This is a genomic window from Commensalibacter sp. M0133 (assembly GCF_016101485.1).
Taxonomy (GTDB): Bacteria; Pseudomonadota; Alphaproteobacteria; order Acetobacterales; family Acetobacteraceae; genus Commensalibacter; species Commensalibacter melissae.
This window is the reverse complement of the sequence record NZ_JACFQI010000002.1, coordinates 76,657-90,160: the sequence shown is the minus strand read 5'-3', so window position 1 is coordinate 90,160 and position 13,504 is coordinate 76,657. Positions and strand designations below refer to the sequence as shown.

General features: G+C 38.3%; 10 protein-coding genes and 1 tRNA gene. 8 read left to right on the top strand and 3 right to left on the bottom strand.

Features of this window, described 5'->3' with window-relative positions:
• The gene (locus H3T46_RS05310) at positions 1–1,140 is read right to left on the bottom strand and encodes an ABC transporter permease (RefSeq protein ID WP_155572337.1); all 1,140 of its coding nucleotides are present in this window, start codon (positions 1,138–1,140) and stop codon (positions 1–3) included.
• A 219-nt stretch (positions 1,141–1,359) separates the two neighbouring features.
• Between H3T46_RS05310 and truB the strand changes: the two genes are divergently transcribed.
• The 4 genes from truB (at position 1,360) to H3T46_RS05290 (ending at position 6,532) form a co-directional block, all read left to right on the top strand.
• The gene (gene truB / locus H3T46_RS05305; RefSeq protein WP_155566038.1) at positions 1,360–2,286 is read left to right on the top strand and encodes a tRNA pseudouridine(55) synthase TruB; all 927 of its coding nucleotides are present in this window, start codon (positions 1,360–1,362) and stop codon (positions 2,284–2,286) included.
• Positions 2,287–2,305: 19 nt separating this feature from the next.
• Positions 2,306–2,575 (top strand): 30S ribosomal protein S15, encoded by a 270-nt coding sequence (rpsO, locus tag H3T46_RS05300; RefSeq protein WP_155580969.1) that lies wholly within the window; start codon positions 2,306–2,308, stop codon positions 2,573–2,575.
• A 237-nt stretch (positions 2,576–2,812) separates the two neighbouring features.
• A complete protein-coding gene (gene pnp / locus H3T46_RS05295; protein ID WP_198185035.1) occupies positions 2,813–4,981 on the top strand; it encodes a polyribonucleotide nucleotidyltransferase in 2,169 nt (722 codons plus the stop codon).
• A 132-nt stretch (positions 4,982–5,113) separates the two neighbouring features.
• Positions 5,114–6,532 (top strand): nitronate monooxygenase family protein, encoded by a 1,419-nt coding sequence (locus H3T46_RS05290; protein ID WP_155569677.1) that lies wholly within the window; start codon positions 5,114–5,116, stop codon positions 6,530–6,532.
• Between the two features lie 110 nt (positions 6,533–6,642).
• Here the strand turns inward: H3T46_RS05290 and H3T46_RS05285 are convergent, their stop codons facing one another.
• Positions 6,643–8,433 carry an FAD/NAD(P)-binding protein gene (locus tag H3T46_RS05285; RefSeq protein WP_198197765.1) on the bottom strand — a complete coding sequence of 597 codons (1,791 nt, stop codon included), beginning with the start codon at positions 8,431–8,433 and terminating at the stop codon, positions 6,643–6,645.
• Positions 8,434–8,616: 183 nt separating this feature from the next.
• On the opposite strand from H3T46_RS05285, the gene H3T46_RS05280 reads away from it, so the two are divergent.
• Complete coding sequence (locus H3T46_RS05280) at positions 8,617–9,651, top strand: nitronate monooxygenase family protein (protein ID WP_155569675.1); 1,035 nt, start codon at positions 8,617–8,619, stop codon at positions 9,649–9,651.
• Positions 9,652–9,815: 164 nt separating this feature from the next.
• Here the strand turns inward: H3T46_RS05280 and purD are convergent, their stop codons facing one another.
• Complete coding sequence (gene purD, locus H3T46_RS05275; RefSeq protein ID WP_198197763.1) at positions 9,816–11,090, bottom strand: phosphoribosylamine--glycine ligase; 1,275 nt, start codon at positions 11,088–11,090, stop codon at positions 9,816–9,818.
• Between the two features lie 52 nt (positions 11,091–11,142).
• On the opposite strand from purD, the gene xseA reads away from it, so the two are divergent.
• The 3 genes from xseA to H3T46_RS05260 all read left to right on the top strand — a co-directional run bounded on the left by xseA (position 11,143) and on the right by H3T46_RS05260 (position 13,439).
• Positions 11,143–12,594 (top strand): exodeoxyribonuclease VII large subunit, encoded by a 1,452-nt coding sequence (gene xseA, locus H3T46_RS05270; RefSeq protein ID WP_155569674.1) that lies wholly within the window; start codon positions 11,143–11,145, stop codon positions 12,592–12,594.
• Positions 12,595–12,751: 157 nt separating this feature from the next.
• Positions 12,752–13,189 (top strand): YcgN family cysteine cluster protein, encoded by a 438-nt coding sequence (locus tag H3T46_RS05265; protein WP_155566031.1) that lies wholly within the window; start codon positions 12,752–12,754, stop codon positions 13,187–13,189.
• A gap of 163 nt (positions 13,190–13,352) precedes the next feature.
• A tRNA-Leu gene (locus tag H3T46_RS05260) sits at positions 13,353–13,439 on the top strand.
• Positions 13,440–13,504: the final 65 nt, after the last annotated feature.

The following is a 13,504-nucleotide window of genomic DNA, read 5'->3' as shown; positions in this document are numbered from 1 at the left end:
TTATATTCCAATCATATCAGCAATAACGGCAAATATGGCATCAATAGCGATCACCCCTACAATGCCAGTAACCACAGCTTTGGTCGCAGCCAAGCCGACATCAACCGCACTTCGTCCTGATTTTAACCCGATGTAACAGCTGCTTACCCCTATAAATATTGCAAATGAAATGGTTTTGAGACCACCAAACACAAATTGGTTGAAAGCAACCGCTCCGAAACTTTGTTGTAAAAATCCTATGATTGAAACTTTTAACATGAAAATGGAAACAATCAATCCGCCAAGAATTCCCATAAAACAGCCATAAAGATATAAAATCGGCATGGTGATTACAAGTGAGAGCATTGATGGAAGAATAAGATATTCCATAACGGAAACACCCATGACTTTTAACGCATCGATTTCCTCATTTCCCTGCATTGTTGAAATACGGGCTGCATAGGCCCCACCTGTTCGGCCTGAAATAACAATAGCACTCATGACGGCAGCCATTTCCCGAACAGTTGCAATGCTGACCAAGTTTGCCACATAAGCGTCAGCTGCAAACCTGCGTAATTGTACTGCACCGACAAAACCAAGAATTGCCCCGACTAGAAAATTAACAACACTGATGATTAAGAGGGCAGACGGACCAGCGTTCTGGACATCAGAAATCAAATCCACAATTCGCATGTAAGAACGGCCGGTGAGGGATTTTAAAATACCAATAATAACTTCCTTAAGCATCTGGACAGTTATGCCAAGATTGGTCAGTCCGTTGATAGTCCATTCACCAATCATATATAACGGACGAAAGGGAGATGAATGTTTAACAGGTCCCTCATCTTTGCTTTCATGCAAGAGGGAAAGAAGTTCTTGTGCGGAAGCAGGCAGATCCTTGTCAGAGAATTTTATGGAATGTTTGGTGGCCTGACATTTGATATCCCAAAGAAAGACAATCAATCCACTATCCCAGTTTTTAAGATTTCTAGCATCAAAATAAAGCGTTTGATGAGCAGGGATCCTTTCTAGATTTTTTGGAGAAAATCGGGGAATGTTATTGTTTTTTGCTAACCATTGCCCACTTAAGGAAATAACATAATGATTTTCTTGCTGCTCTAGTTTCCACTGAGGCTGCTGATCTGAATTTATATCGCTCATGCTTTGTCTGAATAATGTTGAATAATTTTATTTCATAAAATTATACTAAAAAGGTAAATATATAAAACATTATATACTTATATGAAATGTAGGTAAATTTATTATCATTTTAATTTTTTATATAATATGGTTTTTTTTGTAAAAAGTAACTATGTAAAAAAGAGAAGTATTGGTAATATAAAAGTTACTTTTCAGAGAATTAGGATTTTTGATTGATTGATGCATACAAAACGTAAACAGAAGTTGGATGGATGGCTTCTTGTTGATAAACCATTAAATGTGACATCTGCTTACGTTGTAAATAGGGTGAAATATGTTTTTAATGCCTGTAAGGTAGGGCATAGTGGTACCTTGGATCCATTGGCGACAGGGTTGTTACCCATCGCTTTTGGCCAGGCAACCAAAACAATCCCTTACATTATGGATAAGACAAAAGTTTATCATTTTGAACTTACTTTTGGAGAATCTCGTACAACGGATGATGCTGAAGGTGAGGTTCTTGACCATTCAGAGTTCAGACCGGGTGATGAACAAATCAATAAAGCTTTACAGTCCTTTCAAGGAGAAATATATCAGGTACCTCCTATTTACTCAGCGGTAAAGGTGCAAGGTAGACGTTCTTATGACTTAGCACGTCAAGGGGAAAAACCTCAACTAAAAGAACGGTTGGCACGTATTGATTCTTTTCGAATGATAGAACGGATTGATAAAGATCGTGCAAAGTTTGAAGTTGTTTCTGGTAAAGGCGTTTATATGCGTTCTTTAGCCAGGGATTTGGCGGTTGCCTGTAATACAGTTGGTTATGTTTCTGAATTACGCCGCCTTCGCGTGGGTCCATTTGATATTGCAAATGCTTTTTTACTGGACAAACTCGTTGAAAATGGCAAAAAAGGAATTGTTTCTTTAGATATGCTTCTTCCCGTTCAAACTGCGCTGGACGACATCCCGGCTCTAGCTATGACTGAAGAGGAGGCTGAATCCCTGAATTTTGGCAAATCTATTGATCTGACCGAGATACGGAATCGTTTTGCACTGGATGTGAATTCATATGATGGCATTGTTCGTGCAATGAAAAAGGAGCATTTTATAGGATTGTGTCATTTAAACAATAAATGGCTGCGTCCTGTTCGTATTTTTAATATTTAAATTGATGAAAGGATATACGATGTCGATTACACCGGATCGTCGTACCCAGCTAATTAAAGAATACCAAACCAAAGAAAATGATACAGGGTCTTCTGAGGTTCAGATTGCTTTGTTAACAGAAAGAATTAATAATTTAACTGAACATATGAAAGAACACGCCAAGGATTTTCATTCCCGGCGTGGGTTATTGAAATTGGTTGGTCAACGTCGTCGTTTGCTGGCTTACATCAGTCGGGTTAATAAAAGCCGTTATGAAAACCTGATCAAGCGTCTAGGTTTGCGTCGTTAAAAAATAAAGACTGGTTTATCTATTAAACCAGTCTTTATTTTATAAATTAAGAATATTGAGTATATTATAATCAAAACAGGAAAGTTTTTTGAAATCCAGCTTTACAGCGTTTCAGGCCACATGGTGTGAAAATAACAAAATATAAATGCTCCATGCCGTCCGAAACGCTGTTATTTACAGCATTGAATGTAATGATGGTTAAAAAATTTTCTTGCGTATAACTTCATAGGATAAAAAATGTTTAAATATTATCGTAAGGAAATTGAATGGGGGGGACGTCCTCTTATTCTGGAAACAGGTAAAATAGCGCGTCAGGCAGATGGTGCAGTGATGGCTACTTATGGCGGGACTACAGTATTATGTACAGCTGTTGGAAATAAGAAAGCCAATCCAGATCAGGATTTCTTTCCATTAACTGTGCATTATCAGGAAAAGGCTTTTGCAGTTGGAAAAATTCCTGGCGGTTTTTTCAAACGTGAGGGGCGCGCTTCTGAAATCGAGACATTGATCTCTCGACTTATTGATCGGCCTATTCGTCCATTATTTCCTGATAATTTTTGTAATGAAGTGCAGGTTATAGCGACTGTTTTAAGTCATGATATGGAAAATGATCCTGCCATTGTTGCCATGATTGGCTGTTCTGCAGCGCTGACCCTGTCCGGTATTCCTTTCTTTGGACCGATTGCGGGTTGCCGGGTTGGATATATTGATAATGAATATGTTCTAAATCCGGTTTTGGCGGAGATGGATCAAACCAAATTGGACTTGGTTGTGGCGGGTACTTCCGAAGGGGTTCTGATGGTTGAATCCGAAGCCCAGGAATTAAGTGAAGAAGTAATGTTGGGGGCTGTTAATTTTGGTCACGAGGCCTGTCAGCCTGTTATTGATGCAATTATCGCTTTGGCCGAGCATGCTGCCCGTCAACCTTGGGAATTGTCTGAACCTACTGCAGAAGAGAAGAAATTAAAAACTCGTATTGACAAGATTGGACGCAAACCTTTGGCGGAAGCCTATAAGGAAAAGGAAAAGCAAAAACGTTACACTTTACTGGATGCGGCACGTACCAAAATTATTGATAAGCTTGTTGAGGAAGAATTTGATACAGCCAAGGCGGGTTCCTTGATTGATAAATTGGAAGCCGATATTGTTCGTAATTCAGTGTTAAAGACAGGATTGCGGATTGACGGACGTGATTTAACCACGATTCGACCCATTATCAGTGAGGTTGGTGTTTTACCTAGAACACACGGATCCGCTCTTTTTACCCGGGGTGAAACGCAAGCTCTGGTTGTGACAACTTTAGGTACAACTCAAGATGAACAGGTTGTGGATGCGTTAGAAGGGGAATATCGTTCTAATTTCATGTTGCATTATAATTTTCCTCCTTATTCTGTGGGGGAATGTGGACGGTTGGGTTCACCTGGGCGTCGTGAAATTGGTCATGGAAAACTGGCATGGAGAGCTATTCATCCTCTGTTGCCAAGCAAGGAAAAATTTCCATATACCATGCGTGTAGTTTCTGAAATTACGGAAAGTAACGGTTCGTCCTCTATGGCTACGGTTTGTGGAACCTCTTTATCCCTGATGGATGCAGGTGTGCCACTGGAACGTCCTGTAGCGGGAATTGCCATGGGATTGATCAAGGAGAAAAAGGGTGTTGCTGTATTGAGTGATATCCTTGGTGATGAAGATCATCTGGGAGATATGGATTTTAAAGTTGCTGGTACTGAAGTTGGTGTCACCGCTTTACAAATGGATATTAAAATTACATCCATTACACCAGCAATTATGGAACAGGCCTTGGAACAAGCTCGTGAAGGAAGAATTCATATTTTGGGTGAAATGGCAAAAGCCTTGACAGAAAGCCGTAATGACATTGCAGAGAATGCACCACATGTAATCATTATGAATGTGCCCAAGGAAAAGATCAGGGATATTATTGGATCTGGCGGTAAAACAATTCGTGAAATTGTTGAATATGCAGGCTGTAAAATTGATATTGATGATGATGGTACAATACAAATTGCTGTTACATCGAATGAACAGGCGGAAAAAGCCAAGGAGCGTATCAATGCAATCATTGCTGAACCAGAAGTTGGCCGCATTTATACAGGAAAAGTTGTAAAGGTTGCCGATTTCGGAGCATTTGTCAATTTTATGGGGGCTCGTGACGGGCTGGTTCATATTTCTGAATTATCAGCCGGGCGTGTCGGTCGTACAAGTGACGTTGTCAAAATGGGGGATACTGTCAAGGTAAAGGTTGTAGGTTTTGATGATCGAGGAAAAATCAAGCTTTCCATGCGTGAGGTAGATCAGGAAACAGGTGCTGACATCAGTGAAGTCGTTGGAGTCAAAAACAGCTCGTCATCTCGTAATCGCAATGATAACCAGTCCAAACGCTCATAGGTTTTTATGTGTATCATTTTTTCAATAAAAAGATGATTCTTGATTTTTTTATTGGAATAAATATAAGTGGGCTATTCAAAGTTTTTTTTGGTTTAGATTGTTTAGTCCACTGCATATAGAGCAGGAGTAATAATGAAAGCAGTTAATTCAATTCGTATGGGAAATAAAGAAGTCCTCCCTTTGATTGAAGGGGGTAAAGGGGTTTCTGTTTCTACAGGAGTATCTGCTGGTCATTGGTCTGCTGCGGGTGGAATTGGAACCATTTCCATTGTAAATGCTGATAGTTATGATGAAAATGGCAATGTTATTCCCCAGATCTATCATGCAAAAACACGGCGTGAACGACATGAAGAACTCATTCAATATGCAATTAAGGGCGGAATAACTCAAATAAGGGTTGCCCGTGATATTGCGGGGCCAAAAGTGCCTCTTCATGTCAATATTATGTGGGAAATGGCTGCAAGTGAACTGATTGCATCTCAGGTTTTGGAACAATCAAAAGGTTTGATTAATGGTGTTACCTGTGGAGCGGGAATGCCCTATCGTTTATCAGAAATTGCTGCAAAACATGCATTATATTACTATCCCATTGTTTCCTCTGGACGTGCATTCAATGCGTTATGGCGTCGATCTTATAGAAAAACGCCAGAATGGCTTGGTGGGGTGGTTTATGAAGATCCATGGAAGGCTGGGGGGCATAATGGGTTATCAAATAGTGAAAATCCATTAGAACCGCAGGATCCTTTTCCACGCGTTGTAGAGTTGAGAAGAGTCATGCGCCAATATGGACTGGATCATGTTCCAATCATTATGGCAGGTAATGTCTGGTGGCTTTCTGAATGGGAAGATTGGATTGATAATCCAGATTTGGGTATGATTGCATTTCAGTTCGGTACAAGACCTTTGTTAACGAGGGAAAGCCAAATCCCTCAAGCTTGGAAAGATCGTTTGCGGACATTGAAAAAGGGTGATGTATATCTTAATCATTTCTCTCCTACAGGTTTTTATTCATCGGCAGTTCAAAATAGTTTTCTTAATGAATTGAGGGAACGGTCTCAAAGGCAAGTTCCTTTTTCAAGGGAAGCTACAGAAATGATGAATGTTCCATATGAATATGGGGCTAGAAAACGTTTGATTTATGTTACCCAGACGAGTTTTGAAAATATTAAGAAATGGGAAAGCGAGGGGTTTACTCAGCCTCTCCGGACTCCAGATCATACATTCATTTTTGTAACTCCTGAAAAAGCAGGAGAGATACAACAGGATCAGAATAACTGCATGGGATGCCTGTCAATGTGCCAGTTTTCAAATTGGTCACAGGTTGGTCCCAGTTATACGACAGGAAATCGACCCGATCCCCGCTCTTTTTGTATCCAGAAAACATTACAGGCAATAGCTCATGCGAATGGTCCTGACGCAAAAGAGGTGGTTGATCATAATTTGATGTTTAGTGGAACCACAGGATGGCGATTTGGATCTGATCCATTTTATGATAATGGGTTTATTCCAACAGTTAAACAGTTGGTTGATCGAATTATAACCGGATATTAATGATAAATTTATCCAGTATCGAATGTTAAATTCTAAATTACTGTTCAAATAATTTAGAATTTTTTGGATTAAACCAGTTTTTAAAAAACTATTGAATATTTGTTAAAATATTATCTGGAAATTTGCGATAACAAATTATTGGTACAGACTTCTGCATCAAATAAAGCTGTCGAATTAACAAAAGGTCTTGGTAAAATATAAGTATAAAATTTACTGCCTTCAGTGGGAACACCTAGAGCATAAATAGACTTGATTATCTGATTGTTTTTATTGATCAAATTGAAGTTTGCATTGACATTAAATTCTCCTAGAGCATAATTGCCAATATGGAATTGACAGCCTATATTGTTTTTCAGGATATTTTGAAAAAGAATGTCTTTGCTTTCTTTTGCAATGGGTGCATTGACCATGGCAACAATATAATAATCAGCACGAATGACTTCGTTAAATTGTGTTGTTAGGTAAAAGCTTTCCTTTTTTTCTTCTACTTTAACATTCGGCCCCAAATCTATGCGCAATATGTTAGCCTTGATTAAAGCGATCATTTGCTGAATTCTCTCAAGAGGTGGACCAACACAAATTCGGATCATGATTGGTTTAAATACTTCACTGAACCAGATAGCACTTTTTTCCGAAAGGCCACAATGGTCAACGGTTAATCTGATCCAATCACGTACATCCCTTAAAATATCAGTGCTTGCCTTGGTGGGATTGTCTATATTGCCCTGTAAAGCGTTATGTATATCTTCCTGTAAATAGTTTAAAAGCCAGTCATGAAATTCTTCCTGACTTTTGAAGGAAGTATGGGCAAGCGGATCGCTAATTTTTTCCCATGAGAATCTTTCTTTTTCATCGGGAATATAGGCTTTTACAATCGCGTTTCTTTGTGATTTGTTTCTTAGATAGTCATTAAGGAAATTATAAGCCTTGATTATGTCCTGATTCTTGAGATAGGTAAAACTGTAAACACATTCCATTTCTTCAATCAATAACGGGAGATAATCCTTTTCAAAATCAATTTTTTTATTGTTTTTTAACTCAATTATTTTTTCTTTGGTAAAAATTTGGGGCTTGTATTGTTCTCTTAATTCTTTTTGCGTTCTCCCCCGTGCATTCAAGGGCAATCCTGATCTGGAAAAAGCTATAATTTTAGGTTCCTTTCCAGAGGGTTGATAGATTAGGTGATCTTTTTCCTTAATGAATTTCCCTCCTCTGTCTTCAGTCAATTTGGAAATAACGTCAAATGTGGTCAAGCCAAGTCCCTGTATTGCAACGGTTTCTTTATTCGTAATGATATGGTCTAATTTTTCCAAAGGATAAGCATATATTTTTTTCTTATTTGGAAATTCGCAATTTTGGGTATCGTGACCGGTGGTTATACAAATAATATCAGATGAGTAAGTATTATTTTTTGTAACGATACTCCATTTTTTTTTATCACTTCCGGAAATGTTTATAACTTTTTCCTGTATTTTGATGATCTGAAGGTTTTGTACCTTGATAGAACATAAATAATTAAAGACCCAGCATAGATATTCGCCAAGATCCTTTCGTGAATAATAGTTTAAAGGGTTGATTGTTTTATCTTGTGATTTATATTTGATTTTTAACCATTCATAAAAGGTTGGTCCCCGGATTGCATATTTGTAGTTTTTAACCGTATCATCAGGGAAAACAGTAATCTGACTGCAAATAGTGTTAACCAATAAATTTTCTGATTGATTGATATCATGACAACCGGCACCATAATCTTTATTTTCGTTAAATAGTTGTAAAATAATCTGCCTATCTTTTAGTTTCTCATCCCAAATACAATGGGATATAATTCTTTCAAGTACGTTGAGGCCTCTTGATCCCAATCCTATTATAGATATCTTAATCTTATTATAATCATTATTCATAATTTTTTCTTCTATTAATATATTAATATTTTTAAATAAAATTAATGCATTATTAATATAATTATAATTTTATAATAAATAACACATTGAAACGAAATATAATACAAATTAAAATAACTAATAAAGTTATAATTTAATTGGTTTTATTAAGAAGTATATTATTAGTATTTAAGTGTATAAAAAATGTTACGAAATTTTTTGAATATTCAATATCCTATTTTTCTTGCACCAATGGCGGGTGTATCAACACCAAAACTGGCAGCTGAGGTTTCAAATTCTGGTGGATTGGGATCATTGGGACTGGGATCCTGCAATCATGAAGAGGCGAAAAAGCAAATTGAACAGCTGAAACAGCTGACCTCCTTACCTTTTCAGGTCAATTTTTTCTGTCATCAACCAGAGAAATCAGACGCTACACTTGAAAATCAGTGGATTCAATATTGCTGTTCAAAATTTGGCAGGATAGATCTGATGAAAAATTTTAGTCAGGCTTTTTCCTGTCTTTATTCCAGTTTTTTAGAGAATGACAATTTTCTGGATTTAGTAATTCAAGAAAAAGTTCCCGCTGTTAGTTTTCATTTTGGAATCCCAAGCAAAAGTCAAATTCACAGATTGAAACAAGCCAATATTGTTACGATGGCTTCTGCGACAAATTTGATAGAGGCCTCATACATAGCAAGGTCTGGTATAGATATAATAATAGCGCAGGGTATAGAAGCGGGTGGTCATCGGGGTGTTTTTAATCCAAATATTGATTCGGCGATACCAACACTAGAACTGGTTTTTCTGATTAAAAATAATTTATCAATACCAGTTGTGGCTGCCGGTGGTATTGTGGATGCACAAGATATTCATGATTGTCTTAAAGTGGGGGCAAATGGTGTTCAGTTAGGAACGGCATTCGTCCAATGCAGTTCGTCAAAAGCGAGTGAAACCTATAGACAATCATTATTTAATTCTAAAGTTACGCAAATTACCGCGACCATTTCTGGTCGACCTGCCAGAGGGTTGGTCAATGATTGGCATTTAAAAATTGATTCACCAGATCGGCCTTTAACACCACCTTATCCTTATACTTATTATTTTGCCAAGAAAATTTACGAATATACTAGACAGCCTCAGTATGCCGCATTTTGGGCAGGATCAAAGGTTTCAAAAATTAAAAAAATGGAAGCGCCAGATCTAATGAAGTCTTTTATTGAAGATGTTGATTTTTGATCTTAATCATTATTTAGAGTATGAAGATAGAGTTAAATTAAATAGCAATATTTTTTACTATAATTTTTAGAAAATAAAATGCATATTTGCTGAATTGTAAAAATTGAACGTATTTTAAGATACATTCAATTTAACCTGTTTTGAAATATCGTTTTTATATTATTCTACTGTTTTAAAGCTTTATTACCGATATCCGTGCGCCAGATACCATCTTTCCAGTTAATTTTGTTAACGGCATTATATGCGGTTGTCTGTGCTTGTTTGAGTGTTTTATCAAAAGCGGCAACGCATAAGACACGACCTCCTGCTGCACAAAGTTCTTGTTGAGCGTTATAATTGGTTCCAGCATGAAAGACTTTTACATGGGGTAGGGATTCAGCTTGGTCAATATTTTGGATAATTCCGCCTACAACTGGTGTTCCCGGATATCCTTTTGCCGCCATAACAATACAAATCCCTGCTTGATCAGAGAATTTGATTTCTGATTTTTTTAATTTTCCCTGACTGAGATTATAGAGAATATCTAACAAATCTGTTTCCAGTCGAGGAAGCAGAACTTCCGCTTCCGGGTCTCCAAAACGAACATTATATTCAATTAGATAAGGCCCATCATTTGTAATCATCAGTCCGGCAAAAATAATGCCACGGAAAGGAATTCCACGTTTTACCATTTCGCGCAGCATGGGTCTGACTGTTATATCCAACGCTTTCTCTTGGGCTGCGTGATCAAAAAAGGGTGGTGGGGATATCGCCCCCATTCCGCCAGTATTGGGTCCCGTATCATTATCGCCAATGCGTTTGTGATCCTGAGCCGCCCCGATTAAAACCGCATGTTCTCCATCGCAAAAGGCAAATAGGGAAATTTCCTCTCCTGTCAGAAATTCCTCGATAACGATTTTATTGCCTGCTTCGCCAAAACGGTTATCTTGCAGGATTGTTTCGACCGCTTCTTCAGCTTCCTTAAAGGTATAGGCGATAATAACGCCTTTTCCTGCCGCCAAACCATCTGCCTTGATGACAATCGGAAAAGATTGGGTTTTCAAATAAGCAACCGCCTGTTCACTATCTGTAAACTCTTTCCATGCTGCAGTTGGGATCTGGGCGGAATCGCTGATCATTTTTGTGAAACTCTTGCTTCCCTCGAGTTGTGCAGCCGCTCGGCTGGGACCTGCACAGAGGATCCCGGCGTGCTCGCAAGCATCGGTTAATCCTTTAACCAAAGGTAATTCTGGTCCGGGAATAACAAGATCAATATGATTGTCTTGTACAAATTTTACTAAATCGGTAATATTATCTATCTTAATGTTTATATTTTTACCATATTGTGCAGTACCTGGGTTTCCTGGTGCGATAAAAAGCTCGGTAAGATTGGGTGAGCAAGCAAGAGCCATGGCAAGGGCGTGTTCTCTTCCCCCAGAACCGACGAGTAAAACGCGCATAGAGATTTCCTTTACTGATGTTTCTTTTTTGGGATAAGGCTGTATCATATTTATGTCGATAGATGAGCAACTTTCTGATCGAATGACGGATAATATACCAGAATTTAGTGTAGGGGATATTTCTACAGCGATTAAGCGCGTTTTGGAAGGAAATTTTTCTCGGATTAAAGTGAGGGGGGAAATTACCGAGTTAAAACAGTATCCGTCTGGACATATTTATTTTTCCCTAAAAGATGAAAATGGAAAACTGACGGCAATTATCTGGCGGTTCAAGGCGGCAAAACTTACTATAAAACTCGAAAACGGTATTGAGGTTATTGCAACAGGCAAGATTTCTTCTTATGGGGAACGTTCATCATATCAGCTCATTGTCGATCAGATTGATTATGCCGGCGAAGGTGCTTTATTGGCCCGTATCGAAAAATTAAGAAAGAAATTGGAAGCTGAAGGTTTATTTGACCAGGAAAAAAAGCGTCCTTTTCCTCTATTGCCAAAAGTAATAGGTGTGATTACATCCTCTAAAGGCGCGGTTTTGCACGATATTCGCACAACAATTCAACGACGTTTTCCCAGGGATATCCTGGTCTGGCCAGTGGCGGTTCAGGGAGAGGGGGCAAGTGAACAGATTGTCAGGGCTATTATTGGATTTAACACTCTTTCTGTTAATGGTAAAATTCCACGTCCTGATATCTTGATTGTTGCACGAGGGGGTGGATCACTGGAAGACTTGATGGCCTTTAATGATGAGGCTGTTGTAAGAGCCGCAGCAGAGTCGAAAATTCCCCTGATCTCAGCAGTTGGACATGAAACAGATACAACCTTGATTGATTTCGCATCTGACCGTCGGGCCCCGACTCCAACTGCAGCTGCGGAAATGGCAGTTCCTTCGCAGGTTGATCTTGCTGCTGGAATAATGCAGCTGGTTACGCGTTTGAATAAAGCATTAATACAGATTATTCAATCTTATCAACTGCGTTTGAACAAGGCCATTACCAGACTGCCGGATGTTCCCACTTTATTGGCGCAAAACCGTATGCGCCTGGATGACCGTTCCTATCGTCTGGATTTGGCGCTTCCAGCATTGGTTCTGAAAAGGAGACATCAGCTTTCTTCCATTCAGGCTGTTGATCAATATCTTTTTGGACTGATTGATCGTTTCAAGAGACAACTGGCCTTTAATGAAAAACAATATGCAATTTCTTGGCTGCATTATATGCGTCAGTTGGAAAATAATTTACCCCTGTTCTCCATATCGAATGTACGTAATTTATTGAGAGAAAGGCAGCTGAAATTGGAAAGTGTCACGGCAAGATTGGAAGCCCTTTCTCCCAAGGCTGTATTGGCGCGGGGATATGTCTTGGTACAGAATAAGAAAGGTCAGCCTGTAACTGAAGCAAGAGGATTAAGGGCTGGATCTGATTTGATCTTAACTTTTTATGATGGGCAGAAAGACGTACGTGTTTTGAAGCGGCAAGAAAACCGTCAGGAAAGTTTTGATCTGTAAATTGATTAAACGGTTTATAATCAATCCTGTTGAATTATTCAATTTAATTAAATCGCAACCTGAATTATATAAATTGAGATGAATGTTGATTTATTGAAAAATTGAATTTTGAAATATTGTAAATCATTTTTTTGATCAGAATATTATATTGGTTGTTATGGTTACGGATCGTTATTGGGAAAACTTGTCACTTCAAGAAATGAACAAGGAGCAATGGGAGGCTTTATGTGACCGTTGCGGTCGGTGTTGCCTGCATAAATTGCGGGATGATGATACGAATGAAATTTATTATACAAATGTTGCCTGTTGGTTGCTGGATATAAAAACAGGACAATGTTCGGATTATTGTCATCGTAAAATCAGGATTCCGGACTGTATCCAATTGACCCGAAAGAATTTATCAAGGATTGACTGGCTGCCCTCCACCTGTGCATATCGTTTAATAGCGGAAGGCAAGACACTTTATCCTTGGCATTATTTGATTGCCGGTAATTTTGAAGCCATGCATAAAGCCGGTATTTCCGTGCGGGGAAAGGTTGTGAGTGAACATGATGCAGGGGAATTGGAGGATTATATAGTGGAATGGATTGATTGAAAAACATAATGAGCGGTTTTCTTTCTTCATTGTAGGCTGAATATTTACTTGCATTGGAGAATTTTACATGGATTTGAAATCTTTTATCAAATAATTAATTTTTTTTAAATTTACTCTTTGACCTTTTCGTTCTTCATGCTATTAATCCTTTTACAAAATATGGGCGAGCTTGGCGGAATGGTAGACGCTCAAGACTTAAAATCTTGTGTCCGTTTTGGACGTGTGGGTTCAAGTCCCACAGTTCGCACCACCTGAATAATTTATTGATTTTTCCCTTTTTTTAAAATTTTAGAAATTTAATTAAAATAATACAAT

What these genes read in the sequence shown, in the direction of transcription:
- rpsO (WP_155580969.1), top strand. Translation starts at nt 2,306, where the DNA reads ATGTCGATTACACCGGATCGTCGTACCCAGCTAATTAAAGAATACCAA.
- H3T46_RS05280 (WP_155569675.1), top strand. Translation starts at nt 8,617, where the DNA reads ATGTTACGAAATTTTTTGAATATTCAATATCCTATTTTTCTTGCACCA.
- H3T46_RS05310 (WP_155572337.1), bottom strand. Translation starts at nt 1,140, where the DNA reads ATGAGCGATATAAATTCAGATCAGCAGCCTCAGTGGAAACTAGAGCAG.
- H3T46_RS05285 (WP_198197765.1), bottom strand. Translation starts at nt 8,433, where the DNA reads ATGAATAATGATTATAATAAGATTAAGATATCTATAATAGGATTGGGA.
- H3T46_RS05290 (WP_155569677.1), top strand. Translation starts at nt 5,114, where the DNA reads ATGAAAGCAGTTAATTCAATTCGTATGGGAAATAAAGAAGTCCTCCCT.
- purD (WP_198197763.1), bottom strand. Translation starts at nt 11,090, where the DNA reads ATGCGCGTTTTACTCGTCGGTTCTGGGGGAAGAGAACACGCCCTTGCC.
- truB (WP_155566038.1), top strand. Translation starts at nt 1,360, where the DNA reads ATGCATACAAAACGTAAACAGAAGTTGGATGGATGGCTTCTTGTTGAT.
- H3T46_RS05265 (WP_155566031.1), top strand. Translation starts at nt 12,752, where the DNA reads ATGGTTACGGATCGTTATTGGGAAAACTTGTCACTTCAAGAAATGAAC.
- pnp (WP_198185035.1), top strand. Translation starts at nt 2,813, where the DNA reads ATGTTTAAATATTATCGTAAGGAAATTGAATGGGGGGGACGTCCTCTT.
- xseA (WP_155569674.1), top strand. Translation starts at nt 11,143, where the DNA reads ATGTCGATAGATGAGCAACTTTCTGATCGAATGACGGATAATATACCA.